At 70.5% G+C, this 26,255-nt stretch carries 13 protein-coding genes and 2 pseudogenes; 7 read left to right on the plus strand and 8 right to left on the minus strand.

What is annotated here, in order from left to right:
• Positions 1-210: 210 nt before the first annotated feature.
• Positions 211-372: pseudogene (locus ABZ818_RS02915) on the minus strand (alpha-amylase family glycosyl hydrolase); the annotation flags it as partial.
• 183 nt (positions 373-555) lie between these two features.
• Between ABZ818_RS02915 and ABZ818_RS02920 the strand changes: the two are divergent.
• The gene (locus ABZ818_RS02920) at positions 556-1,233 is read left to right on the plus strand and encodes a DUF429 domain-containing protein (RefSeq protein WP_361409809.1); all 678 of its coding nucleotides are present in this window, start codon (positions 556-558) and stop codon (positions 1,231-1,233) included.
• A gap of 357 nt (positions 1,234-1,590) precedes the next feature.
• On the opposite strand, the pseudogene ABZ818_RS02925 reads toward ABZ818_RS02920, so the two are convergent.
• The 4 genes and pseudogenes from ABZ818_RS02925 to ABZ818_RS02940 form a co-directional block, all read right to left on the minus strand.
• Positions 1,591-1,835, minus strand: a pseudogene (locus tag ABZ818_RS02925) (integrase); the annotation flags it as partial.
• A gap of 139 nt (positions 1,836-1,974) precedes the next feature.
• On the minus strand, positions 1,975-2,853 hold the full coding sequence (locus tag ABZ818_RS02930) for a copper homeostasis protein CutC (RefSeq protein WP_361409812.1): 879 nt from the start codon (positions 2,851-2,853) through the stop codon (positions 1,975-1,977).
• Positions 2,850-4,373: a M81 family metallopeptidase gene (locus ABZ818_RS02935; protein ID WP_361409815.1), complete on the minus strand. Its 1,524-nt coding sequence runs from the start codon at positions 4,371-4,373 to the stop codon at positions 2,850-2,852. Before ABZ818_RS02935 ends, ABZ818_RS02930 begins: the two co-directional genes overlap by 4 nt.
• A 250-nt stretch (positions 4,374-4,623) precedes the next feature.
• Positions 4,624-5,874 carry an ROK family transcriptional regulator gene (locus ABZ818_RS02940; RefSeq protein WP_361409818.1) on the minus strand — a complete coding sequence of 417 codons (1,251 nt, stop codon included), beginning with the start codon at positions 5,872-5,874 and terminating at the stop codon, positions 4,624-4,626.
• Positions 5,875-6,185: 311 nt separating this feature from the next.
• Here ABZ818_RS02940 and ABZ818_RS02945 point away from each other — a divergent pair, with 311 nt between their 5' ends.
• The 5 genes from ABZ818_RS02945 to ABZ818_RS02965 all read left to right on the plus strand — a co-directional run bounded on the left by ABZ818_RS02945 (position 6,186) and on the right by ABZ818_RS02965 (position 12,796).
• Positions 6,186-8,003: a peptide ABC transporter substrate-binding protein gene (locus ABZ818_RS02945; RefSeq protein ID WP_361409821.1), complete on the plus strand. Its 1,818-nt coding sequence runs from the start codon at positions 6,186-6,188 to the stop codon at positions 8,001-8,003.
• A 179-nt stretch (positions 8,004-8,182) separates the two neighbouring features.
• Positions 8,183-9,142: an ABC transporter permease gene (locus ABZ818_RS02950; protein ID WP_361409824.1), complete on the plus strand. Its 960-nt coding sequence runs from the start codon at positions 8,183-8,185 to the stop codon at positions 9,140-9,142.
• Positions 9,139-10,038: an ABC transporter permease gene (locus ABZ818_RS02955; RefSeq protein WP_361409827.1), complete on the plus strand. Its 900-nt coding sequence runs from the start codon at positions 9,139-9,141 to the stop codon at positions 10,036-10,038. The genes ABZ818_RS02950 and ABZ818_RS02955 overlap by 4 nt, the downstream gene beginning before the upstream one ends.
• Positions 10,035-11,813, plus strand: a complete 1,779-nt coding sequence (locus ABZ818_RS02960) for an ABC transporter ATP-binding protein (RefSeq protein ID WP_361409830.1) — start codon at positions 10,035-10,037, stop codon at positions 11,811-11,813. The genes ABZ818_RS02955 and ABZ818_RS02960 overlap by 4 nt, the downstream gene beginning before the upstream one ends.
• 62 nt (positions 11,814-11,875) lie before the next feature.
• The gene (locus ABZ818_RS02965) at positions 11,876-12,796 is read left to right on the plus strand and encodes an ROK family protein (RefSeq protein WP_361410477.1); all 921 of its coding nucleotides are present in this window, start codon (positions 11,876-11,878) and stop codon (positions 12,794-12,796) included.
• A 590-nt stretch (positions 12,797-13,386) separates the two neighbouring features.
• Here ABZ818_RS02965 and ABZ818_RS02970 read toward each other — a convergent pair.
• Positions 13,387-15,273 (minus strand): AAA family ATPase, encoded by a 1,887-nt coding sequence (locus ABZ818_RS02970; protein ID WP_361409833.1) that lies wholly within the window; start codon positions 15,271-15,273, stop codon positions 13,387-13,389.
• Positions 15,274-15,983: 710 nt separating this feature from the next.
• Here ABZ818_RS02970 and ABZ818_RS02975 point away from each other — a divergent pair.
• A complete protein-coding gene (locus tag ABZ818_RS02975; RefSeq protein WP_361409836.1) occupies positions 15,984-16,928 on the plus strand; it encodes a serine/threonine-protein kinase in 945 nt (314 codons plus the stop codon).
• A gap of 34 nt (positions 16,929-16,962) precedes the next feature.
• Here ABZ818_RS02975 and ABZ818_RS02980 read toward each other — a convergent pair whose 3' ends face one another.
• A complete protein-coding gene (locus tag ABZ818_RS02980; protein ID WP_361409839.1) occupies positions 16,963-19,221 on the minus strand; it encodes a UvrD-helicase domain-containing protein in 2,259 nt (752 codons plus the stop codon).
• Positions 19,218-26,132: a DEAD/DEAH box helicase gene (locus tag ABZ818_RS02985; RefSeq protein ID WP_361409842.1), complete on the minus strand. Its 6,915-nt coding sequence runs from the start codon at positions 26,130-26,132 to the stop codon at positions 19,218-19,220. The genes ABZ818_RS02980 and ABZ818_RS02985 overlap by 4 nt, the downstream gene beginning before the upstream one ends.
• Positions 26,133-26,255 lie beyond the last annotated feature (123 nt).

The following is a 26,255-nucleotide window of genomic DNA, read 5'->3' on the forward strand; positions in this document are numbered from 1 at the left end:
GCCGGGCGGTCTCCCACCACAGGACGGCCCGCCCGGTCGGCTTGCCGTTGCCAACAATCCGGTCCGTGCGGCTTGTGTGGCTTGTTCGTACTCGTGGAGGACGCCGCCAAGGCGATCGCGTCATCGTATGCCGGCCGCTCATTCGATCCGGAGCGGCGGCGCGGGGTGGGGGTGCGACGTGCAGCCCGAGCCCAGAGCTGAAGCTTCCCCTTGGCCCGAGTCGGCGTCGGGCAGGTGTTCCGCCTTGAACAAGGTGTGGGCGACGTCGACCTGGAAGCCGTCGACGCCACGGTCCAGCCAATGCTTGAGGACCCGCTCGAAGTCGGCCACGACCTCGGGGTCGTGCCAGTTCAGATCCGGCTGCTCCGGTGCAGACTATGCCCATGGGTGTGCAGGTAACGGCAGGGGAGCCCGTGCCGCGGTCGGGACGGGTCCGTCGCTGGTCTGGTCGGTTGGACGGTGCTGTCAACGTGTTCGACCTCTCACGGTTGCCGTCCCGTCCGCTGCCGACGGTGGACGGGCCAGTACCTTTCAGTCCGAGTGTCTGGGGATGGGATGGACGTCCTGGGAATCGACGCCTGCGGTAAGCGGGGGTGGGTGGGTATCCGGCTCACGGACGGCGCGTACGCGGGAAGTCTGGTGGCCGTATCCCTCGATACGCTGATCGAGCGTGCCGGTGCGGTAGCGGCGATCGCGGTGGACATGCCGCTGGGTCTTGGTGAGAAGGGATGGCGTGCCGCTGATCTCGCGGCCAAGGCGCTGCTGGGAACCCGACGTAGCAGCGTTTTCCTCATCGCGCCAAGGCCCGCATGGCAGGAGATTGAATATCCGGCAGCCGCAAACCGGTGCCAGGAGCTCACCGGGAGTCGACTGAGCCAACAGGCGTGGGCGCTGGCACCGAAACTTCTAGAGGCTCGGGCGTGCTGGCTTGCCGATGAGCGCATTCACGAGGTGCACCCCGAGGTGTCCTTCTATGCCTTGGCCGGCGGGGTGCCACTGGCGTACGCCAAGAAGACCTGGCGCGGTCAAAATCTGCGCCGCGCACTTTTGGCCGAGGCGGGACTCGTGCTCCCGGACGAACTCGGAGAGGCCGATCGGGTCGCCGTCGACGATGTACTCGACGCCGCTGCCGCCGCCTGGTCGGCGCACCGGATCGCGCTCGGGATCGCCGAGCGGGTTCCCATGGTGCCCGAGCCGGACGTGGAGGGCCGCCTCATCGAGATTCGATACTGACTGATGCATCAAGTAACAGGTCATGTGCGCGGACCCTGACCTTCCGTTTGTGGCCAGGTCCCGATTCCGGAAAGATCACAGCGTCTCAGGTCGGGCCCGGTGAAATTTGCGGCTGGAGTCATCCTTGTGCGACCACGACCGTATCGTTAGTGGTCAACTCCCCCCTCGGACACAACGGTTGACGATACGGAAATGAGGGCCTCGCCCTTACGGTCGCGGCCCTCGTTGCGTGTTCGTAACTGATTGTGATGCCTAGGGCCTCGTAGAGTGGGCCCTTCCTGTCAGCGTCAGCTGCGTGGAATGCGCTGTGCGATATCGCCAAGACTCTCAGCGATCTCTCGCATCTGTTGCCTTCCAGCGCGCGAGCTGCAGGACCAGCTTCTTGAGCGCTGCCTTGGTCGATGGGCGTCCGGTACGGGCGCGTCGGACGCTGTAGTCCCACTGTGCCGATATGAACCTGCGATGCCAGGCCAGCAGTGTCCCGGCGTGACCGGAAAGATTTCGTGCCAGCGGCGGCGGGGTATCAGGCCGGAGAGGGCGGTGAGCCAGAATCGGTCCGCAGGCTCGTAGCGGACCGGGCCAGCGATCTGACGGCGCAGCACCGCGTTCTCAGTACTGGATTGCTGATCTCCCCCGCTTCGGTGATCGGTTCCGGTACACCCTCCCGCCCCGAGAGTCCGCGGTCCGACGCGAACCGCGGGCTCTCGGGGCGGCGCGCTCCGTCAGGGAGCGCACGGCCGGTCAGCCGGTTGCGCGCGATTCCAGCATTCTCCTGGCCTCGGCGACCACCGCTGGGTCGGTGACGAAGTACGTGTCCTGCTCGGCGGAGGCGCTGGAGGCGCCGAGGGGGACCCACGCACCCCCGCGCCGGGGTTCGGCGCGGCGCTTCGCGGAGAGGTGGACGGCGGCGACACCGGCGGCGGTCAGGGCCGGGATGTCGGCGGGGCGCACCCCGCCGCCCGCCATCACCTGTACGCCGGGCGCGGCCTCGACCATGGCGGCGAGCGCGGCGAGTCCCTCTCCGGCGGCCGGGGCGCCGCCGGAGGTGAGCACCCGGGTGAGCCCCAGGGCGGGCAACAGCGCGGCGGTGGCGACCGGGTCCGCGGACAGGTCGATCGCGCGGTGCAGGGTCACCTCGACGGGGCGGCCCGCGTCATGAGCCGCTGCGGCGAGGCGCGTGACGGCGTCGGCGTCGAGGCCGCCGTCGGCGGTGAGCGCGCCGACGACCACGCCGGCGGCGCCGGAAGCGATCACGGACCGTACCTCGGCGACCATCAGGGCGATCTCCTCGGCGTCGTGGACGAAGTCGCCCGGTCGGCAGCGGACCAGGGCCTGCACCGGCAGGCCTACGGCGGCGACCGCCTCGACGAGGGCGGCCGACGGAGTCAGACCGCCCAGTTCCAGGCCGGTGCAGAGTTCGACGCGATCGGCTCCGTGGTCGAGGGCGACACGGGCACCGGCCGGTGAGGTGACGGCGATCTCCAGTGTGGGCCGGCGGACCGGCCCGGCTGGGTCGGGCCGCCCGAGTCCGGGAACCTCGTCGGCCGCCACCGGTGCCGGGGCCCGGCCCGCACTGCCGGGCCGGGGCGGGCCGAGGGGCCGGGTGGTGTGGTCGGTCATTCGTCGTCCCCGGTGAGCGGCTGGTCGGAGGCCGGGATGATACGGGCTGTCAGGTCCGGGTCGGCCATGTCGCGGTCGAAGGGGAACATCGGGCGGCGGATGCGGCGGTGGCCGAGGCGTACCAGGTCCTGGTCGACACCGCCGGGAGTGAGGGCCATCTTCCAGCCGACCGACATGTCGAACAGCTCGGGCTCCAGGTAGCCGATCTTGACGATCACGATGTCGGCGGAGCGCGGGTCGAGGTCGAGGTCGGTGAAGTCGTGCTCGTGGTGGTACGGCTTGCGCAGCCCGGTGAGGATCGCGTACACGCTGCCGACCCGGATGACGACCTCGGTCCCGGCGTCCCGGTCGCCGTGCCGGATCGCGTGGACCACGCCGGTGAGGGTGACGGGGCCGGCGTGCCGGTCGTCGACCTCGGCGCCGGCGCTGACGGTGACGGTGGCGCCGACCCCGGCGGCGACGGCGGTCTCGATCGCGGCGGGGCCGGGTACCGAGGCGTAGATGACGGTCGGCCCGTCCTCCTTCTGGAACTCGGGGCGCTCCAGCAGCCGGGTCAGGCCCCAGGTGACGTCACCGGCGCCGCCCGCAGTGGGGTTGTCGCCGGTGTCGCTGATGAAGTACGGCCGCTGGTCGGAGGCGAGGGCCTCGTCGAGGAGTTCGTCGTAGGTGCCGGTCGGGGCGACGAAGTCGAAGTCGTGGCGGGCGTTCCAGAAGCCCCGGGCGAGTCGTTCGGCCCCGGCCGAGACCGCCGCCGTGTCGTCGCCGGTGACGACCACGACGGCACGGTTGCGGGGTTCGTCGGCCCAGGCGTAGCCGACCCAGATGGCGGCGTCCGTCACGCCGTCGGCGGCCTCGACCTCGTCGACCGCCGCGTACACGCTCTTCGCGGGTTCGATCCGGGTGGAGGTCTGCTCGCCGGCCAGCAGCACCGGGACCGGGACCCACGCCTTGACCGGGCGGGGGGCGCCGGACGCCAGCAGGTCGACCAGGTTGCGGACGGCACGCTCCTTGGTCTCCATGTGGTCCTCGTGCGGGGCCATCCGGTAGCAGGTGATCAGGTCGCTGCGGTGGGTGAGTTCGCGGGAGACGTTGCCGTGCAGGTCCATCGAGGTGGAGATGATCACGTCGGGGCCGACGGTGGCGCGGATCCGCTCCAGCAGCACGGCCTCGGCGTCGTCGATCCCCTCCACGGTCATGGCGCCGTGGATGTCGTACCAGAGGCCGTCCAACCGGGGCAGCGCGGCGAGGCGCTCGATGAGCTCGTCGGTGAGCGCGGTCCAGGCGGCGGCGGTGACGGTGCCTCCGGGCAGCGACTTTCCGACCAGAGCGCCGTGCCATTCGGCGGCCTCACGCAGTTCCTCGCCCGGGGCGAGGAAGGGGTACCGGTCGAAGATCTCGGCGCCGCGCGAGGGGTGGAAGGCGGGGGCTTCGGTGCGGGCCGGGGAGAAGGTGGAGGACTCGATGCCGAGCCCGGCGACGGCGATGACCGGGCGGGCGGCGGGGGTGCGGGTGTGCGACATAACTCCTCGGACGGGGTGTGGTGCGTGAGGCTCGTTCCGCGGCGTCACGAGGGGGCGTGCCGCGGACTTCGCTATCTGGGCGGGTGCGGGGACTTCGGGAGTGGCCCCTGGACAGGCCCCTGGGTTCAGGGCTCGGGGGCCGGGACCGGGGGATCGTCCGGGAGCCGGGGTACGGGCCGCGGTTCCCGAGCGGGTACGTCGCCGTGCGGACGGAGTAATTTCCGTGACTGCCAGGCTTTTTGCAGCGGCGTCAGATCCCTCCGCGGCCTGCGGCGGTGTGCTGCCGGTCGGCGCCGGGGGTGGTGCGGCCGATGTCGCCGAGGGCGCGGGTCAGCGCACGCTGCAGGGCGAAGAGTCCGGCGCCGACCAGGCCGGCGTCGGCGCCGAGACTGGCCCGCTCGATGGTGAGGTGTTGGGTCACCAGCGGGTGGCAGCTCTCGTAGAGCTTGCTGCGCACCGCGGCGACGAACGGTTCGAGGGTGGAGAGGATGCCGCCGAGGTAGACGGCGTCCGGGTTGAAGAAGTTGACGTTGGCGGCGAGCACCTGGCCGAGGTGGTCGCCTGCCCTGCGGACGGCGCGGGTGGCTTCCGGGTCGGCGTCGGTGGCGAGCCGCACCACGTCCTCGGGGCTGGCGACGTCGAGACCGCGTTCGCGCAGGATGCGGACGAGCGCGGCGCCGGACGCCACCGTCTCCAGGCAGCCGGTGTTGCCGCAGGAGCAGGGGATGTCGGCGCCGCCGTCGATGCGGATGTGGGTGATGTCGCCGGCGGCTCCGGTGGCGCCCCGGTAGAGGCGACCGTCGGCGATGACGCCGGCACCGATTGCCGAGCCGATCTTCACCATGATCGACTGTCGGTGCTCGGCGGGCCTGACGCTCTGCTCGCCGACCGCCATGCAGTTGGCGTCGTTGTCGACGGCAGCCGGGACCCCGAAGCGCTCCTCCAGCCAAGCGGCGACCGGGAAGCGGTTCCAGCCGAGCATCCGGGACGGCAGGACGACGGCGCCGGAGGCGACGTCCACCGGCCCGGGCAGTGAGAGCCCGACGCCCCGGAGCCGGTCGCGTCCACGCTGCTCGGCGAGGGACTCCAGGTGCTCGACGAGCCTCGGCAGGGCGGCCTCGGGACCGTCGGCGACCTCGAACGGGACGTTGGCGACGTCACGGACACCGCCGCCCGGGAGCACCACACCGATCCGGGCATGGCGGCCGCCGACGTCGGCGGCGACGGCGTACTCGTCGTTGCTGCCCGCCCTGAGGACCCTGCGGGGGCGGCCGCCGGTGGAGGACTGGGTGCCCTCCTCGGCGATGAGCCCGCGCTCGACCAACTGAGCCACGGTGAGGGAGATGGTGGAGGCGGCCGTGCCGAGGAGTTCCGCGAGTTCGGCGCGGGACGACGCCTGGCCCGAGGCGACGAGTTCGAGGACCCGCGTGGCGAGGGTGGCCGTGCCCTTCGAGGACACGCCCTTGGTGGTCTTGCGGTCCCGTGCACTTATTTCAGTCATGTACGAAGTAACTTCCGCAACGGTGGGTGTGACGGAGACAGTACGCCCGTCCAGGCGGGCGGGGAACAGCTTCATGAAGAAAGTGGAGAGTGCCGATGCAAGCGAAATCGCCTCAAATTGACGCATAGACACCGCCTGAGGCGCCTGGAGTGAATCGATGTGACTTTTGTCGAGACTGCAGAAACTTACTTTTTACTAATTCTTGTTTGTTTGTTCGGCGAGTCCGTCGTTGACTGTCGGCCGTACACAGCGCCGACCCCGCGGCGCCGACCCGGTCTTCCGGGACGGGTCCTTTCACTCTGAGGAGAGCCATGTTCCTTGCTCACACGGCGGCGGGCCGCCGCTGGGCCCTCGTCGCGGGTGCCGCCGTCACCACCGGCGCGCTGCTCACCGGCTGTTCCGGCGGCGGTACCTCGTCGTCCTCCGGCTCGGCGTCGTCGGACACCATCAACTACGCCCTCCCGGCGAACTTCACGCCGAACTGGATCCTCCCGGTCGGCACCGCCTCGCACCTGAACACCAACAACTCCTCCATATCCCAGGCCGTCTGGGAGCCGCTGATCGCGTACGACGGCTCCACCGGCAAGGTCGGCTGGAACAAGGACAACTCGCTGGCCACCGACGCGAAGTTCGCCGCGGACAGCAAGAGCGTGACGATCACCCTCGGCGATCGTCACTGGAGCGACGGCAAGCAGATCACCTCGCGCGACGTGGAGTTCTGGTTCAACCTGGTCAAGGCCAACAAGGCGGACTGGGCAAGCTACAGCCCGGGCAAGGCACCGGACAACTGGACCTCCTTCAAGACGATCGACGACACGCACTTCACGATCACCTTCGACAAGGCGTACAACCAGGAGTGGATGCTCGCCAACGAGCTGAGCATGATCCGCACGATGCCGCAGCACGTCTGGGACAAGACCAGCGACTCCGGCACCGTCTCCGACCTGGACCGCACCGCCGCCGGCGCCAAGAAGGTCTGGACGTACCTCAACAACGCCGCCAAGAAGATCTCCGGCTACGCGACCGACCCGCTGTGGAAGACGGTCAGCGGCCCGTACACCATCAAGTCGTTCTCCACCGCGGGCAAGGTCGAACTGACCGCCAACGCGAAGTACGACGGCGGCGGCAAGGCCAACATCAAGAACGTCAACCTGCTGCCGTTCACCACGACCGACGCCGAGGAGAACGCCCTCCGCGCCGGCACCGTCGACTACGGCTACATCAACGCCACCGACCTGAGCCAGGAGTCCTCCTTCAAGGCCAAGGGCTACTCGGTGAAGCCGTGGACCGGCTGGGCGATCACCTACATGCCGTACAACTTCAACAACCCGGCCATGGGCCCGGTGTTCAAGCAGCTGTACGCCCGCCAGGCGATCCAGATGTCGGTGGACCAGACCACCCTCTCCAAGGTGGTCTTCAACGGCACCGCCGTCTCCACCTACGGCCCGATCCCGCAGGGCCAGGACTCGTCCTTCGTCTCCCCGGAGCAGAAGACCAACCCGTACCCGTTCGACACGGCCAAGGCGAAGAAGCTGCTCACCGACCACGGTTGGACCGAACAGGGCGGCACCATGGTGTGCAACAGCCCTGGCACCGGCGACAACCAGTGCGGCGCGGACGTCGACAAGGGCACCAAGTTCGAGATGCAGGTGCTGTCCCAGTCCGGCTCGACCGTGACCGACAACATGATGAGCGCGCTGCAGTCGTCGTTCGCGAAGACCGGCATCAAGTTCGGCATCAAGACCGCCCCGGTCAACTCCGTCCTGTCGCAGTCCGGCCAGTGCACCGCCGACGAGTCGAGCTGCAAGTGGCAGCTGTCCTTCTTCGGCACCGCGGGCAGCTGGTACTTCCCCGCCTACCCGAGCGGTGACTCGCTGTTCGCCACCGGCGGCGGCTCCAACTTCGGCAGCTACTCCAACGCCGAGGTCGACAAGCTGATCACCCAGACCACCACGTCCTCCTCGAACGAGGCGGTGCAGAAGTACAGCGCAGCGCTCGCCAAGGACCTCCCCGTGATCTGGCTGCCGGAGCCCGACTACCAGATCTCCGTGGTCAAGGACGGCCTCGGCGGCTTCGCCCAGGACTCCCTCGCCAACTTCCACCCCGCCATGTGGAAGTGGACCAAGTAGGCCCGATCGGTGCCCGCGCGGGCCGACGGCACCCGGCCGGCTGCCCGGGGCCCGCGCGCGTCCGCGCCACTTTGGCATCCGCCACTTTGGCACCCGCCACACCGACACCCACGTCGCAGTGACGTCCATGTCCAGGTGACACCCGCGCGCACCACAGAGACGAAGCGACCGGAAAGCACATGAGCACTTCCTCGTACCTGATCAGACGCGTCCTCCAGGCCGTCGCGGTGATCGTCATCGTGACGATCGTCGTCTTCGGCCTGCTGCACGCGTTGCCCGGAGGCCCCGCACGCGGGATCCTCGGGCCGCAGGCCACCGCACAGCAGATCGCCCACTTCAACCACGAACAGGGCCTCGACAAGCCCCTGCCCGTGCAGTACTTCTACTACCTCGGCCAACTGCTGCACGGGGACCTCGGGACCTCGTACACCCTCAACGAGCCGGTCTCCCAGCTCATCATCGAGCGGCTGCCGAAGACCTTGGTCCTCACCGTGCTGTCGGCTCTCGTCGGCCTCGTCCTCGCCATCCCGATGGGCATGTGGCAGGCCGTGCGCCGCAACAAGCCGGTGGACTACGTCATCACCACGCTGAGCTTCATCGCCTACTCCACGCCCGTGTACTTCCTCGGGCTGATCCTGGTGCTGGTCTTCAGCCAGGGGCTGGCGTGGTTCCCGTCGCAGGCTCCGCAGGGCGAGACGCTGGGCCAGGTGTTCTCCGAACCGCAGGCCCTGGTACTGCCGGTGGTCGCGGGCGCGGCCTCCATGGTCGCGGTGTTCAGCCGCTACATGCGGGCGGCCACCCTGGAGAACCTCTCCGAGGACTATGTCCGCACGGCCAGGGCGGGCGGCTCCCGCGCCCGCGCCATCCTGTGGCGGCACGTGTTCCGCAACTCGCTGACACCCGTGGTCGCCATGCTCGGCTACTACGTGCCGGTGCTCTTCGGCGGTGCCCTGGTCGTCGAGCAGCTCTTCAACTACCCCGGCATGGGGTTGCTGTTCTGGACCGCGGCGCAGTCCTCCGACTACCCGGTCCTGCTGGGCTGCGTCCTGGTGATCGCCGTCGCCACCGTCGTCGGCACCCTGCTCGCCGACATCGTCCAGCGGATCATCGACCCCCGAGTGAAGGCAGGCCGGGCATGAGCGCCGTCATCCAGCCGGACATGGCCCCGACGAAGGCCGCCGAGCCGCGCGAGGCCTCCGGCGCACGACTCGCCGTCCGCCGCTTCCTGCGCAACAAGCTGGCCGTCGTCGGACTCGCCGTCGTGGTCCTCTTCTTCCTGTTCTGCTTCGCCGGTCCGCTGGTGTACTCCACCGACCAGACCCACACCATGCTCCAGCAGGTCAACCTCGCCCCCAGCGGCGCGCACTGGCTCGGCACCGACGCCGTCGGCCACGACGAGCTGGGCCGGCTGATGTACGGCGGCAAGGTCTCCCTGATCGTCGGCGTCGCCGCGGGCGTCCTCGCCACCGTCATCGGCACGCTGTGGGGCGCCGCCGCCGGTTACGCGGGCGGCTGGATCGACGCCGTGATGATGCGGATCGTCGACGCCGGCATCGCCATCCCCGCGCTGTTCATCCTGCTGGTGGTCTCCGCCATCACCACGCCGGGCCTGACCGGTCTCGTCGTCATCCTGGGCCTGGTGTCCTGGCTGGTGCCGTCCCGGCTGGTCCGCGCCGAGACGCTGACCCTGAAGAACCGGGACTACGTCCTGACCCTGCGCGCCATCGGCGGCACGCACGCCCGGGCGATCCTGCGTCACATCCTGCCGAACTCGGTCTCCACCATCATCGTCGCCGCGACCTTCCAGGTCGCCGACGCCATCCTGCTGGTCGCCTACGTCTCCTATCTGGGCATGGGAGTCCGGCCGCCGCAGACCGACTGGGGCGGCATGCTCTCCGCCGGTCTCACCGCCGCCTACTCCGGCTACTGGTGGCTCATCCTGCCGCCCGGCCTGGCCATCATCCTGGTGGTGTGGGCGTTCAACGCGATCGGGGACGGACTCCGCGACGCATTCGATGTGAGGGGACGCGGATGACCGCCACCACCAAGGGCTCCGCCGCCCGCACCGCGGCGTCCGGCCCGATCCTCGAAGTCGACGACCTCGGCGTCGTCTTCACCACCGAGACCGGCGACGTACCCGCGGTCAGGAGGGTGTCCCTGCAGGTCCAGCCGGGCGAGACGCTGGCCCTGGTCGGCGAGTCCGGCTCCGGCAAGTCGACCATCGCGCTCGCCGCGATGGGCTTGCTCGCCGGGAACGCCCGCGCCACCGGCAGCGCCGTCATCGCCGGCACCCAGATCGTCGGCGCCTCGGAGAACGGCCTCGCGGCGCTGCGCGGCAAGACCGTCTCCATGGTGTTCCAGGAGCCGGCCACTGCGCTCGACCCGCTCACCCGGATCGGGAAGCAGATCACCGAGGTGATCCGCAACCACCGCGAGATGTCCGCCAAGGACGCCGCCGCCGAGGCCGTCGAACTGCTGCGCCGGGTCGGTATCCCCGAACCGGAGAAGCGCGCCCACGCCTACCCGTTCCAGCTCTCCGGCGGACAGCGCCAGCGGGTCGTGATCGCCATGGCCATCGCCAACGAGCCAGGCCTGCTCATCGCCGACGAGCCGACCACCGCCCTCGACGTGACCGTGCAGGCCGAGATCCTCGACCTGCTGCGCCGGCTCGCCGTCGAGACCGGCACCGGCGTGCTGCTCGTCACCCACAACATGGGCGTCGTCGCCGACTTCGCGGACCGGGTCGCCGTCATGTACCACGGCGAGATCGTGGAGACCGGACCGGTCGAGGACGTCCTGCTGCGCCCCGCCCACGACTACACCCGGCGCCTGTTGGCCGCCGTGCCCCGGCTGTCCGTCGCCGAGGCCGCAGACGGCACCGGCCGGCCTGCCGCGTCCGTGCCGGCCCAGACGAACCGTTCCGCGGCCGAGCCGTCGGCCTCGCCTGCCGGGCCCGGCGGCCCCGAGGGCGAAGCGGTGGTCGAACTGCGTGACATCAACGTGGTGTTCGGCCGCGGCAAGGCCGCCGTACGCGCCCTCGACGGAGTGTCGTTCCGGGTCGGGCCGGCGGAGACCCTGGGCCTGGTCGGCGAGTCCGGCTCCGGCAAGTCCACCGCCGCCCGGGTCGCGCTCGGCCTGATCCCGCCCACCTCCGGCACCGTCTCCCTGTTCGGCGCCGACCTCGGCCGCACCCGCGCCCGTGCCCGCCGCGCCCTGCGGGCCGGTGTCGGTGTCGTCCTCCAGGACCCAGTGGCCTCCCTCGACGCTCGGATGACCGTCGGCGAGTGCATCGCCGAACCCCTCCGGGTGCACCGTCGCGACCTGTCCGCCAAGGACCGGCAGGCCAAGGTCGCCGCCGTCCTCGACCGGGTCCGGCTGCCACGCGAACTCGCCCGGCGCGCGCCCCGCGAACTCTCCGGCGGACAACGCCAGCGGGTCAGCTTGGCCCGGGCCCTGATCCTGGAACCCCGGCTGCTGGTCGCCGACGAACCCACCAGCGCGCTCGACGTGAGCGTGCAGGAAGCGGTCCTGGAGGTCATCACCGAACTCCAGGGCGAACTCGGCTTCGCCTGCCTGTTCGTCTCCCATGACCTCGCCGTCGTGCAGCACTTCGCGCAGCGCGTCGTCGTGATGCGCGCCGGCCGCATCGAGGAGCAGGGCTCCACCGGGACGACCCTGCTGCATCCGGAGACCGACTACACACGCCGACTGCTGGCCGCCGTGCCGGTGCCCGACCCGGTGGTGCAGCGGGGCCGCAGGGCCGAACGCCTGGCCACCCTCGCGGCCGGCCGTACGGAGGCCCAGGCGTGACCGGACCTCTTCTCTTTCCCTACACCCCGCAGGACCCTGCCATTCCCACCACCCTCCGGCCGCTGTTCGCCGGCATCGACATCGGCGGCACCACCACCCAGGTGATGGTCTGCTCGGACGACCTGACCGTCCTCGACCGCGCGGAGGCCGCCACCCCGGCGCTCGAGGGCGGCCGGGCCATGGTCGGCGCCGCGCTCGACGCGCTCGCCCCGCTGCTGGCCCGCACCCCGGGCCGCCTGGTGGGCGCCGGAATCGGCGCCGCCGGGGTGGTGGACTCCGCGAACGGCCGCATCCTGGTCGCAAGCGACTCCTTCCGCGGCTGGGCCGGCTTCGCCGTCACCGCTGCCGTCGAGGAGGCCCTCGGCGTTCCGGCCTTCCTGGACAACGACGTCAACGCCTTCCTCTACGGGGAGGTCTGCGGCGGAGCGGTGCGCGGCGAGGCCGACGTCCTCGGCATGACCCTGGGGACCGGCGTCGGCGGCGCTCTGTGGACCAACGGCGCCCTGTACGCGGGTCCGCACGGCGCGGCCGGCGAGATCGGGCACATCCCCGGCTTCGGTGACCTGCACTGCTCCTGCGGCGGCCGGGGCCACCTGGAGACGTTGGCCTCCGGCCGCTCCATCGGGGCTCGTTACGCCGACCGCACCGGCCACCGCCTCACCGCCCGCGAAGTCGCCGAGGCCGCTGCCCACGGCGATGAGGACGCTCTCGCGGTGTACCGCGCCGCGGGAGCGGGCATCGCCCGCGCGATCGTCATCACGGCGGGCGTCGTCGACATCACCACGGTGGTCGTCGGCGGCGGCGTCAGCCGTGCCTGGCCCCTGCTGGAGCCCGTCATCCTGTCCGCCCTCGCCGTCGACCCCCCGGTCAGCGGCCACCCCGTCCGCCTGGTGCGGGCCGCCCTGGCCTCCGACGCCGTCCCGGTCGGTGCCGCCGCCCGCGCCCGACGCGAACTGGGCACGGAGGTGAGAGCGACGGCGTAGGGACTGGACCACCGGCCCCCGAAGTCCGCGGGCCCGACCCGCGGACCACACCGGCATGGCGGCCCGGGTACGCGTGGAGCCGGCGTGTGAGCATTGTCCTCGCCTCGCGCCACGTGGCCGGGCGGGTGGACCGTGTTTACCAGAGCCGTCCTTGCACCACCGCGAGCGTATCGTCAGCGGTCAACTCCGCCCTCGGACACAATCACTGACGATACGGTGGCGAGGGCCTCGACGTTACGGTCGTGGTCTCGTCTTGTCGCGTGTGTCGCCGGGGCGCTGGTGCGGCCGTGGAACTGGTCCACCGACACAAGTCACCGTCCGGCGCGGCGGCGGCGAAATCCAGTGTGACTCGGGTCGTGCAGTCATGATCCGGTGGAGTGCCGGTGAGGCAGTGGTGGACGATCACGGCTGCCTGGGCGGCGGACTGTGCGGCTGGCGCGCCGTGGGGTGAGTGCGGCGAAATCGCCGGCCTGGCCGGCCCGCCCGGCTTCGGCGGCGGATTCGAGGGCGGGAGCGCCCGGGGTCCGGCTGATCCGCGGGACGTACGGTGTCGGCCCCAAGGAGACCGCGACCAGGGCGGCCAAGTGGGGCTACGTCCGGGGCGTCGGCTGCGCGGCCATGTCCCTCACGTTCTCCAGCAGCGCGTGAAGCAGCTTCGGTTCGCCGTCGGCGGAGCGCGCGGCCTCCGCGTACGTCGGCACGTGCTTGCCGTCAACGTACCCGATGCCCTGCGCGATCAACTCCTGGCGGTGCGCGTTCCATGCAGGCCAGTGGTCCTTGAGGTACGTGTCGAGGTCGTCCTCGAAGACAGTGTGGGTCGCTTCACACCTGGTAGTGGGACGTGCCTCGGCCGGAACTCCCAAGTAGCCGAGGATCTTCGTGTTCTTTCCTGCCGATTCCCGCACCCTGTCCTCCTTCTGAGGATCGGTGAGATTCTTCGGCCCGGTGTCCGCGTCGAAGACGAGGTAGCAGCGGACACCGAAGCCCGAGAGGATGGCGTGGCAGAGGATCATGTTGTCCTTGCCTTCCGCATTCATTACGCAGATGCCTTCGGCTCCGAGGTGGAATCCCTGACGCTCCGCGAAGGCGACGAGCACGCTCTCGTCCGTCGCGCCCTCGACCACGACGGCGACGTTGGCGAACAGTGCCTCGGCAAGATTCTTCACGTAGCGGGTAGTCCCCCGTCGGGCGATCGACTTTTCCTTCACATGGCCGTCAAGCGACTGCCGCAGCTCCTCCTCGGTGAGCCCGCGCAGGCACACATCGGGGTGGTCGCCGCCAACGGCGCGGTACAGCCTGCGGACCTGCTGGTAGTCGCTCGGGTCGATGAACACCGGGCTGTGCGTCGCGTACATCACCTGGGTCTGGTCCTCGGCCGACTCGACCAGGCTACGCAGTACCTGCGCGAAAACCCTGGTCTGTGCCGGGTGCTGGAAAAGCTCAGGCTCCTCGATCGCCAGGCACAGGGAACGTGTGCCGCTCTCGGGACGGCGGCACTCCGAGAGGTACCTGAGCGCGGCGATGATCAGCGCGCGCTGGAATCCGTGCCCCTGTCGCCGTACCGGCGTGAGGGCCGCGCCGTCGCGGATGTTGACAGCGAAAGCGGTCCTCGCCCGCTTCGGGACGTGGGCCGTCGGCGTGACGACAACGTGCCGCCCGGTGGTGAACCGGCCGACCTCCTGGGAGAGGGCGCCGGACAACTTCGCGAGCACCGGGCCGTAAATCTCCTCGTGCACCTTCTCGCGGGCCACCTGGGCGCCCTCGTCGATGGCCGTGAACTGGGCTTCCGCCTCTGAGCGGTCGACCGCGTGCTCGAGGATCCGGCCCACCACGGAGGCCTTGTTGTCGTCGGTCTCCTCATAGGCGCGCAGGTCGGCGGAGATGAAGGCGAAGTCGATCAGCTTGCCGAGCAGTCCCTGGCCGGCGAAGCCGAAGAAGTGCGTGCCTTCGACCTCGGCTTCGGTGAGCCGCTCCCGGTGCGCCGCCTCCCAGGCCCGCATCTCCGCCTCGGCGGCGTCCCAGCTGCGGACGGCGGGCAGGCCGAGTGCCGGGTCCTGGTCACGTAAAGCCTTGTACGCGGCCGTCTTCTCCCGGTTGCCGGCGCTCTGCCGGATCTGCTCGAAGGGGGGATAGGCGAGGGCCTTGCCCGTGATCCGGTCCTCCCCGTTCTCCCAGGTGCGCCAGATACGCAGGCTCTCCACGCCTCCCGGCGCGTAGTGGCCGAGCGCGGCACGGTCGGACGCGGTGAGACCGTCGAACTCGACCTCCACGCGGATCCGCTTGGTCTCCGCCGCCGAATGGACGTCCTCCTCACCGAGGTTGCGGCCCTTCTCGCCGTTGAAGAACCAGTCCAGGGCGCGCAGCACGGTGGACTTACCGACACCCGTCGGGCCGATGAGCGAGGTGATGGGGTCGAAGGAGACGTCGAGGCTGCGAAGGCAGCAGAAGTTCTCGATGAGGACGCGCTTGATCTTCACGGTTTTCCTGACGTGTGACAGAACCGAATGCCCGGCTCTGTGGGAACGGGTTTTGGACCAGAGGTCATGGAGTCCGGTGGCGGGGCGTCGACAGGGGCAACGCGTTGGCGCTGGGGATCCCCTCGGGCATGTGTTGACGAGTGCTCAGGCGTCCCGTAGCCACCATCGGAAGCATGAATACCTAACCACGTCAGTGAAAGCAGTGTCAATCTCCTGTCTTTATTGGGGTGGTGATTACCGAGGTCCGTCAGGGAGGGCGTCCATGGGGTGCGGCGTGCATGGGGACGCAGAGGAGGGCGCCGTGCTGGCCGAAACGACCGTGCTCTTCGGCGTGGTGACGGGGCTTTGAGGACTCAGGCGGCGGTGACGCCCGCCTTGGCCAGGAAGGTGCTCGGCTCGCCCGACCGTGAGACGGAAAGGCTGTCCCGCGTCCGTGTGCAGGCGACGAACAGCAGACAGCGGGCGATCTACGTTCTGGACCGTCACTGTCACAGGGAATCTCTTGCAGAGCGCTCGGTAGCGCGTAACCTGCCGCTTCACCACTCGGGTGACCAGGCATCACCCCCGTGAGGGCTGGTCTCCGCTCTCCAGGAGAATCTTCCTGGTGCGCGCGAGACTGGTCGCGTTCCTCTGTGCGGGCTGTAGACGGCGGCCTCTGCCAGGCTTTCCGCGCATCGACATGCCACTGGAGCTCACCGAGGGAAGTGAACGTGGAGCAGTTCGCCGCGGGCAAGATTCTGCGCAGCAGGTACCGGCTGGACCGGATTCTGGGCAGAGGAGCGATGGGGCATGTCTGGCAGGGGACCGACGTGTATCTGGAGCGGCCGGTGGCGGTCAAGACCGTTGCTGCGGATCTTCTGGCCCTACCGGACTGGCGCCCCACCGCCCTGGCGCGCTTCGAGAGGGAGGCCAAGGCCGCCGCTCGTCTGGACCATGCCAACATCACCACCGTGTACGACGCCGCCGTCACAGAGGACATCTGCTGCCTGGTGATGCAGCTCGTCGACGGGACGACCCTCGACAACGTCATCGACGGCGCCGACGGTGGGCGCCTGTCCGTGCCCGCGGCCGTCTCCGTGGCCGCGCAAACGTGCTCGGGGCTGTCCGCCGCGCATGCGGCCGGCCTGGTCCACCGCGACCTCAAGCCCCAGAACGTGATGGTCCGCACGAGCGGTCTGGTGAAGATTCTTGACTTCGGTCTCGTGAAGGTCCTCTCCGACACCGACCCGCGGCTCACCATGACGGGCGAAACGCTCGGCAATGTGTCCTACGCGTCGCCCGAGCTCTTGGCCGGCGAGAAACCATTGGACGGTCGCAGCGACTTGTACGCGGTGGGGTGCCTGCTGCACCACATGCTCACCGGCCGGCCTCCCTTCCATGGCAAGGGTCCCGCCGAGCTGGTGACCCAGCACCTCACCGCGTCCCCGCCCCGGTTGGCCGACTGCGGTGCCGAGGCCCCGGCCGCGCTGCAGGACCTGCTGCAAGCACTGCTCGCCAAGCGTCCCGAGGGTCGTCCCGGCGGTGCGGCGGAAGTGTACGCGGCCCTTGCCCCGTACCTGCCGGTTCCTGATCCGGCACTCGCGATCCGCATGATGCCGCCGGAGGATCCCCGGCGGCCGTTCCTCGTACCCCATGGACCGGTCGTGCTGCGTTAGCCGGAGCGAACCGCGGCACTAGCCCAGGCGTCGGTCATGCCGCGACGGGCGGCCGAACCTTGATCAGTTCCTTGAGGAACGGGCTCGGTTCCCCGTGCCAGAAGACGTCCAGGCTGTCCCGGGCGCGCGTGGCCGCCACGAAGAGCAAGGAGCGGGCGCGCTGCATCTCCAGCCGGTAGCGCGCCGGGTCCGTGGTCCGCCGCTGCTGGACGCTCGCACGCGGCATCAGTCCGTCGGTCACACCAGCGATGATCATGCGCTGGTATTCGAGACCCTTGAACCGGAACATCGTGCCGATGTGGACGCCACTGTCGCCGCGGGGCCCGTCCGGGCCGATCTCCAGCGCCCGGATGCCGTGCTGGGCCAACGCGTACGCGACCTCGCTCGCCATCTGGTTGGTCGGTACGGCGATCGCGATCTGTTCGTGCGGCACTTGGCCCCAGGACTCGATCAGCACGGCGATCGCCTCACGCTCGTCCTGCCAGTCGCTCAGCCGGTGCAGATCCGGAACGGCGCCACTGAGCACGGACCGGTACCCGGCCAATGTCTCGGTGCTGCCGTCGAGGTCGTCGTACGTCTCGTCGCCGAGCACGTTCAGCGCGGAGCGCAGGATCTGCCGGGTGGTGCGGTAGCTCAGTGACAGCTTCGACGACCGGCCGCGGATGTTGATGCCGAGACTGCCGAGGGTCACCTGGTTCTTGTAGATGCGCTGGTGGGTGTCACCGACCAGGAAGAGGTCGTTGCGGTCCGGAGCGGTCATCGCACGCAGCATCTTCCAGTGCGCGGGCCGCAGGTCCTGAGCCTCGTCGACCACGATGTGCCGGTACCGGTAGCGCAGCCAGCCTCCCGAACCGTCGGCCACGTGGACGTTGTCGAAGCCGCCCGCTTCCTCCCGCTGACGGTCGATGGCCTGAATGCGTCGGGCGCGTTCCGCCTCCAGCTGGGCTGCCCGCTCCGCGACCTGATCCCACGTCTGGATGCCGAGCCGGTCCAGGCGCTGGGTGAACCGCTCGGCGAGCTGCCAGATCTCGGCGCGTTCGGCACGGCTGACCGTGCGTCCACGTCCGGCGCGGCGGGCACGGAAGTAGTCCGTGCGGGAGGTCACGGCTTGGCCGAGGATCACCTGCGTCCACTCGTCGTGCAGGAACTCCGCGTCCCATCCGTCCTCGCCGAGTTCGTCGAGGAGTGAGCGCCATTCGCGGACCGCCTGCGCCTCGTCGACGATCCGCTTGCGGTTGCCCGGTTCCGCCTCCCGGACGGTACGCAGCGCGAGCTGGTCGACATGACTGATCTCGACGCGGGACAGCAGTGCCTCACCGCCGAGAGCCAGCAGCCGGGACCGCAGGTCGGCCGCGAGGTTCTTGTTGTAGGTGGTCAGCAGGATGGGCTTGTTCCGGCCGGCCGGGAGCTGCTCGACCAGGTGCTTGACGCGGTGCAGCGCCACGATCGTCTTGCCGGTGCCCGGCCCGCCTCCCACACGTGCTGGGCCGCTGTAGTCCCGCGTGACCAGCTTGGCCTGGGTGGGGTGCAGGAACACCTTCCAGCGCCCGAAGTCCTCGCCCTCCAGCGCCTCGCGCAGCGCGTCGTCGGTCGTGGTGACGATGGTGGCGGGACGTTCGACGGCAGCCCGGAAGTCTTCGGGGTCCACGGGTTCAGGCGCCGCCACGGGGGCGGTGACCTGCTCCAGGACGTCGTCGTACTCCTTGCCGTCGTACAGCGCGAGCAGCACCTCCCCGGAGAGCTGCGGCGCGTACTCGACGAGTCCGAGGAGCTGGTCCTCGGTGGTCAAGGCGGCGACGACCGGGATCAGAGACGGCGCCACACCCAGGTCGGTGAGCTGCTGCTCCGACCAGTTCGCGAACAGCGGCTCGGGAGCGGCCGGCTCGGCGGGACGGGCCGACTCGGCGGGTGCGGTGCTCCGCGGCGGCGCGGGACTGAGCACTTCCTCCTGCACGACCTGCAGGTCTACGTACTCGATGCCACCGGTGACGCGGTTGACCGAGTACGTGAGCCGGTCCAGATGTGCGTACACGTCCTTGCGGTGCTTGACCGAGACGATCAGCCAGTTGTCGTCGGCCAGGCGGAGCAGCAGGGCCCGGTACTCGTCGTTGACGCGCGCCGAGTACAGCTTGTCGTGGCCCTGCAACTGTTTGAGACGCAGTCCCGCGGAGTCGGGGTTGGTCTTGAACTTGTGCTGGAAGTCGTAGATGGCCCCCTTGACCGGGCGGGGGAGCTTCAGGATCTCCCGGTCCGCCTTGTCGAGCAGGCGCAGCGTCACGTTCTTGCCGGTCACGGCTGTTCGTTCTCCCCGTTCTCCGTGGTGGTGCCGTCCGGCTGGTTACGACCCTTCTGGTCGCCGGATGGTTGTGCGCCGTCGAGGCGGACTGCGATGTCGTCGGCGGTCCAGTCGCCGGCGGGCCGCACCTCCCAGCCGGCCGCGGCGAACGCGCGGTCGCGGTCGGCGGCCTCCGGGTCCTCGTCCTCGCCCTCCGGCGGGCGCGGGGCGAGGACGACACCGACGCGTGCGGCGGGCCAGGCCAACTCGGCCAGCCAGCCGTTCTCGTCGAGCTCGTAACCGTCCTCGGGAACCGGGACACCGCGCGCGGCGAGAGCCTCGGCGAGTGCGAGCAGACCGGGCTCGTCCGGGTCGAGGTATTCGATGACCTGATCCCATGCCGCGTCCCTGACCTGCGGGGCGCTGCCCGCGGCGGAGACCTCCGCGGCGGCCCGGGCCTGCGGTGTCGGTACGGCGGTCCGGGCCGGCGCAGGTGAGCCCACGGCGGTCGCGGTGGTGGCGAGCGTGGCGCGGACGCTTTTCAGGACGCCGCTGCCGCCCGTGACTGCCAGGGTCTCGACAGGGAATCCGTCGAGGCGGCTGGTCGTCAGCTGGACGGCGTCACCGCCGCCGGTGTCCAGGAACTGCAGCAGGTTGGACCAGTACAGCCAGGCCCGCCAGCGGCGCTTGTGCGTTTCCTCCTGGGCGTGGACGCCGGGTGCGTCGTCGAGGAGGACGATGCCGGTCCAGGCGGGGGGTTTCGCCCGGCCGTCCGCGGCGAAGACCAGCGGCAGCCCCGAGCGGTCGGTCACGCTGAACAGCTGCACGGGGCCGCGTGGTCCCGCGGGGGTTCCGCCGCGAAGCGCCGCCGTGATCTGCTTGCCGAGCACGTTCGGCGGCAACGCGACCGGACGGGTCCCGGCGCCCATGAAGCCCGCCAGGGCGGCCTCCGCGCGCCACTGCCAGCGCTCCGCGTCTGGCCGGCGCAGATACTTCACGAGCTGCACGGCCGGATTGACCCACACCGTCTCCGCGAGCTCCCCGGGCAGCCCGCCCCGCACCTTGGCGTAGTAGTCGCGGGCCTTGCCGCGGGCCTGGTCACCGTACGGCTCCCACACCGGGTCGGCCGGTCCAGCGCCCGCGTGGCCGATGTCCCGGACGCGGCGCTGCCAGTCCTTCACGTCGCCGTAGGTGAGCTGGAAGACCCTGAGCCCTTCCGCGCGCAGCCGTGTGCGCTTGTCGGCGTCGTCACCGACCCGGTTGTGCTCGCGGCCGGCGTGGAACTCGTAGCCGTCCAGGTAGACCGCCACGCGCGGGCCGGGCGCGTCGACCCGTTCGAAGAGGACGTCGGGGCGGGTGCCGTCGAGGGCCCGCTGCTGTGACACCCGCCAGCTCAGAGTGGTGCCGTCGGCCGCGGTCAGCCGCAGGTCCAGCGCGTGGGTGCCGGCCGGCGTGATGTAGGCGTCGCCGCTGGCACGGCTCTCGGGCAGCCCGGCCCATTCCCGCAGCGTGTCGATGAACAGGACTTCGAGGTCGCTTTCGGCCTGCCGGTGCATGGGGATGTGCTGGGTGGTGGTGACGGGTGAGCTGGACCAGCGCTCGCCGTCCGCGCCGAGCAGTTCGTCGAGCATCTGCCGGACCTCGTTGCGGCTGACCTTGTCGTAGTCGGCCGGTGGCACCCGGCGCAGCAGGCAGCGGTGGCAGCCGTCGAGGCCCTTCTCCAGGCAGCCGCAGCTCTCGATCACCTCGCGAGCCTTCAGCAGGACCTCGCGGAATCCTTCCGAGGTCGCCAGGCGGTGCAGGTAACCGGTGCCGCCGGGCAGCCTGTCGTACACCACGAGGAACCGGCGCGGCCAGTCGCGGTCCTCGCCGTCCGGCATGGAGGCGGAGGTGATGTCGATGTGGTCGGGGTCGCCGCCGTAGCGGGCGGCTATGCCCGCGAACAGCGCGGCGGTGAATGAGGCGAGCCGCTCCTTGGCTCGCGCCACGGACGCCGGCAGCAGGATGCGGACGGCCTCCGTCGTCAGCTCGTGCGCCAGCAGCAGCGGCACGTCCAGTCCGGCGCCCTGCTCCTCCCCGCTGCCGCGCAGCCGTCGGCGCGGGCACCACAGCTGGTGGTGGGCGCTCGCGCGGGTGGAGCGGGCAAGCGAGGCGGTGAGCGCGTGCTGCGACTGGTCGACGACCGGCCGCCCGTCGGCCGTCGCCCCACCGCAACTCGTGCACACGTAGAACGGGTTCAGGCGCACGTCGTCCCCGGCCAGCGGAACCGTGCTGCTGCCGTCCTGCCGGTCCACCCCGAGGTTCAGGGTGCGGACGACGGCCTTGCGCGTGAAGTCGGCGCCGAAGACCGCGGTGTCGTGCCGCCACGACCCGGCCGCCAGATGCGCAGGGTCGATGTCGACCGTAGTGAGCACCGCGTACCGTCTGCGGTCCCTCTCGTCGCGGTCGTCCCGCACCCGGGCGTCGTCCCGCTTGTCCCGGGACATCACGCGCCGGGGTTCCAGTACGTGGTGCACACAGCCCGCGTCGGCTATCTCCCGCGAACCGCACCGCGGGCACGGCGAGGTGTCGTTCTTCGGGTCGCCGTGCGTGCGCGTGTAACCGCAGGCCGGGCACAGGCGCCACAGCGCCCACGCGCGACGTTCGGGGCTGCCGATGTCGAGGGCGCGCACGACGTGCCGGTAGCCGTTGACGTAGAAGCTGTTGCCGGGCGCGAGTTCGGTCAGGGCCAGCTTGCGGGACCGCTCGTAGTCGCGGACCTCGCTGCGGTACACCCACTCCCGGCGCTCGTCGTCGCCCTCCGGGGCCTCCGTGCCCTTGTCGTCCTCGGACGCCTCCTTCCAGTAGAGCGTGGCCTCCAGCGACGTAGTCGTGTCGGTGAGGCTGTAGTTAGGCAGCAGACCCAGCTCCACGAGAGCACCGTGCGCACTGGCCTGGCTCAGTTCGCGCAGCAACTCGCCCGTGGCGCGCCGTTCCGCGAGCAGCTCACGCCGCTCCGCGCCCTGCTCACGGTCCTCGGCGAGCAGCCCGTCCACCGCGGTGTCGATGGCGGCGATGCGCCGGCGCAGCTCCTCACGGCGCGCCGTCCACCCCTCCTCGGCCTCCTGCAGGGTCCGCGCGATGCCGCCGGTGGCGTACGCGCGCAGCTCGTCCGCGGCGTGCGCGGACACCCCCCGGTCGTCGTCCGGGCCGCCGGGCGCCTGCGGGAACAGCGCCAGGAACTCCTCCACCAGCCGCGCCCCGTGGGTGAGCGCCGCGTCGGACAGGTCCTGGCACCAGCCGGTCGTGCCGAACAGCGCCGACGACAGGCGCGGCACCGGCATGAGCGGTTCGCCGTCCGCCGTGGTCAGTTCGCGGCGCGCCGCCCGATCCAGCAGATGCGCCGTGTACTGGCGGCGCAGGATCTCGACGGCCGACAGATAGCAGCCCGGCGGCACGATGTCACCGGCGATCATCTCGGTCGGGTCGTCCAGGTAGTAGCGGTCGCGGGCCCGGCGCCCGCCGAAGGCGACCACCAGGGCGTTGCCGGTCCTGCGTCCGGCGCGTCCGGCACGCTGCACGTAGTTCGCCGGGCCGCCCGGCAGTGAGCCGAGCAGTACGGCCGACAGGTCGCCGATGTCGATGCCCAGTTCCAGGGTGGGCGTGCAGGACAGCACGTTGGGGTCGGTGTAGTGGACGCCCTGCCGGAACGTCCGCTCCACACGCTCCCGTTCGGGCCGGGTCAGCATGCCGGTGTGCTCGGCCGTGACGACCCGGTAGGTGCCTCCGGTCAGATACAGGCGGCGGTAGTAGTCGGCCCGGTAGTCGCGCTCCAGTTTCCCGCCGAAGCCGCCGCTGCCCGCCCCGGTCGAGGACATGCCGTACTGGGGCGGGGTGAGGACGCCGGTGCAGCGCCAGCGCGGGCAGGGGTGCCCGTACCAGCGGGTGCGCCGTTCGGGCGGCACCACCTGCTGCCAGCCGCACTCCTCGCAGGACACGAACGCCTTGTTGACCAGGTCGTCCGACAGGAGACGCACGTGGATGTGGCCCGGCTGCAACCCATACACGCGGGTGGTGCGGTCCTTGGCGGTGCGCACCGACAGCACGCCCTCGTCCGCGAGGACGGGCAGCAGCCTGCGCAGATACTCGGTCGCCTGCGGCGCGTCCAGGCCGAGGCAGCGCCGGGTCCAGTCCTGGTACCAGTTGCCGCGACCGGTGATCGTGTCGAACTTCGTCTTCTCCTTGGGGCCGGCGAGCAGGAACCTCGGCGGTGCCACGTACCCCTCGGGGAAGGCGGGCATTCCCTCCGGCCGCTGCCCGGAGATGAGGTACTGGTTGACGCCCGCTTCCTTGAGCCAGGTGTCCAGCCACCGGTGCCGGACGCCGCCGCGCAACCGCAGCCGCTCCAGCAGCCCCCGCACGTACGCCAGGTACCGGTCGGGCGTGGGCAGGCCGCCGTCGAACCCCAGCTGTCCCGGCAGCATGAGGTGCAGGTCGCGGGCGAGCGCGACGATCCGGTCCGGGTCGGCGATCATCACCTCCGCGGCTGTGGTCCGGGTCAGCTCCAGGGTGCGCCCGAGGCGCGAGCGCAGCCCGAACTCCATGACGGTCGCGAACGCGAGCCGTTCCCCGATGAGCTTCCACGTCCGTGCGTCCCCGGTGCCGTGTCCCGACAGGAGCCGGTCCACGCCCGGTTCGTCGTGGAGGTCCGGCGGGACGACCGCGGCCAGCGTCTGCGCGTCGTCCACGGAGTCCAGGACGTCGCCGATGAGGTCGTTGAGCGGCAGCGGCGCACCGGTGTCGTCCAACTGGTGCGCCAGCAGCGAGCGCAGCGAGAACTTGTACGAGGCGTTGGCGACGTACCCGGCCCGGTGCGCCGCGTCCTGGGTGGAGTCGTTGAACAGCAGCGTCTTGCGCTCCTCCGGCGCCAGCGCGATCTCCTGGCCGCCGGTGAACAGTTGGGTGACCGTGGCGGAGGCCAGCGCGGCGAGCGCGGTACCGAGGAACCTGATGCCGTTGTCGGTGTTGCACGCCGGGCAGGTGTCGTCCTTGGCGGCCTGGTCGGCGGTCTTCTTGTCGAGGATGGCCCGCGCGAACCAGGCGTCCTGCAGTCCGTCCCCGTCCTCGGCGACGGGCATGCGGTAGGTGCTCTGCGCGCCGTCCAGCACCACCACCGACTGCGGGTCGACGCCGCCCGCCTGCTTCGGCGCGGTGCCGGTGAGCGCCGCGAGGGCGTCCCGCGCCTCGGCCGGCGTCGCGGAGATGAAGTACCGCAGCCGCCGCTTGTCGCGCCCGACGGCGGCCTGCCAGATCCGCAGCGGGCTGGTCTCCAACTTCTGCGGGTCGGCCTCGGGGGACAGGGCCGCCCAGCCCGAGCGGCCGCACACGCGGCAGTAGATCGCCGGCAGATGCGCCTGGGCCGGCCGCTGCACGGTGTCCGAACCCGGCAGCGCCTGCGGTCGCCGCGAGTCCGCCGTCGGCCATTCGTCGCTGTCGGACGGCTCCTCGGACGCGGACGCCGCGGTGAGCGCGGAGCGCCGCGCGACGGCCCGCTCGTCCTCGTACCAGCGGAACTCCGGCCGGGTGCCCACCCCGCTCAGTACCCGGCCCACCGGCCGCACCCACAGGTGCGCCTCGATGTGCAGCAGCGGACGCGGCCGGCGCTCGTCGGACTCCGGGTCCCGCGCGGACGACAGCAGCGCCACGAACCGCGACAGCGCCTCCAGCGCGAGCCGCGGGTTCTCCCGCGCGGTGCGCGCCCAGGCGTATCCGAAACGGGCCATGCGGTCCCGCAGCCCCCACTCGTCGAGCGGCTCACCGTTCAGCAGCGCGAGCACACCGTGGGTGAAGTCGTGTTTCTTCAGCAGCCGCCCGATCTGGAAGGCGTCCAGGCCGCGCCGCCCCAGCAACCGCTCGGTGAGCCCGTCCAGGTCCAGCCGGTCCGGATCGGACTCCACGCCCGGCCCGCCCGAGACCTGGATGACTTCCTGGGGACCGGGAGGCTCGGGCAGTTCGTAGTCGATGTCGCCGACGAAGTCGTCGGCGTTCAGCCGCTCCTCACCGATCACGGAATCCGGACCGAACGGCACACCGAACACCTGCTCGGCGACGGTGAGGATGCCACCGGTGTCGCCCCCGCCCTCACCGAGGGTCGCCGAGGTCGCCACCGGGCAGATCGAACCGAGCGGCCGCTCCGGCTTCGAGGCGCCCACGGCGGACGCCAGCCGCCGCAGCAGCATCGCCACGTCGGTGCCCTGCGCGCCGTCGTAGGTGTGGAACTCGTCCAGCACGACGTACGCCGGGTCCGCGCCGTCCCACAGCGGCCGGTCCTCCGCCCGCTGCAGCAGCAGGTCCAGCATCTTGTAGTTGGTGATCAGTACGTCCGGAGGCGACTGGCGCATCTCCTCGCGCCGTGTCATCACCCGCCGGAAGTCCGTGTCCGGTTTGTCGCCGATGTAGAGACCGGCCGTCACCTGGGCCAGTTCCGGCTGCGCCAGGTAGTCGCCGATTCGGCCGGCCTGGTCGGTGGCGAGCGCGTTCATCGGGTACAGCAGCACGGCCTTCACCCCGCGCCGGCCCAGTGCCTTCTGCCGCCGGCAGTGGTCGAGCACGGGGATCAGGAACGACTCGGTCTTGCCGGATCCGGTGCCGGTCGTCACGAGCGTCGGCTCGGCAGCCCCCCTAAACGTGCTCAGCCGCTCCCACGCCTTCGCCTGATGCCGCCACGGCGTGAACGACGGCTGCCACTCCAGCGCCGACCGCCACCCGTCGTCGGCGGGGTGGAACGGCGTCCTGATCCGCAGGTACGGCCCCCGGAAGATCCCCGTCTCCGGATCCCCGAGGAACCGCTCCAGCGCAAGCCGTGTGTCCTCGTCGGCCAGCGCGTACGTCGTCGTGAGGTACTGCGTCAGACTGCCGCGGAGTTGCGCGGCGGCCAGGGTGGGCTTCACGAGGACCTTTCGGGCAAGTCGGTTACCGGGACCGCCGGTGCGCACCACCGTGGCAGTCGGTTGTCGGCACCATGACGATCAGTACCAAAAATAACGCCCACCTCGGACATCGGTACCCACCTG

Source organism: Streptomyces sp. NPDC047453 (assembly GCF_040643155.1).
GTDB lineage: Bacteria > Actinomycetota > Actinomycetes > Streptomycetales > Streptomycetaceae > Streptomyces.

Bases quoted from the DNA above. Each gene is read 5' to 3' on its own strand.
- ABZ818_RS02930 (WP_361409812.1), bottom strand. From the start codon at position 2,853: ATGACCGACCACACCACCCGGCCCCTCGGCCCGCCCCGGCCCGGCAGT.
- ABZ818_RS02945 (WP_361409821.1), top strand. From the start codon at position 6,186: ATGTTCCTTGCTCACACGGCGGCGGGCCGCCGCTGGGCCCTCGTCGCG.
- ABZ818_RS02920 (WP_361409809.1), top strand. From the start codon at position 556: ATGGACGTCCTGGGAATCGACGCCTGCGGTAAGCGGGGGTGGGTGGGT.
- ABZ818_RS02955 (WP_361409827.1), top strand. From the start codon at position 9,139: ATGAGCGCCGTCATCCAGCCGGACATGGCCCCGACGAAGGCCGCCGAG.
- ABZ818_RS02935 (WP_361409815.1), bottom strand. From the start codon at position 4,373: ATGTCGCACACCCGCACCCCCGCCGCCCGCCCGGTCATCGCCGTCGCC.
- ABZ818_RS02950 (WP_361409824.1), top strand. From the start codon at position 8,183: ATGAGCACTTCCTCGTACCTGATCAGACGCGTCCTCCAGGCCGTCGCG.
- ABZ818_RS02960 (WP_361409830.1), top strand. From the start codon at position 10,035: ATGACCGCCACCACCAAGGGCTCCGCCGCCCGCACCGCGGCGTCCGGC.
- ABZ818_RS02940 (WP_361409818.1), bottom strand. From the start codon at position 5,874: ATGACTGAAATAAGTGCACGGGACCGCAAGACCACCAAGGGCGTGTCC.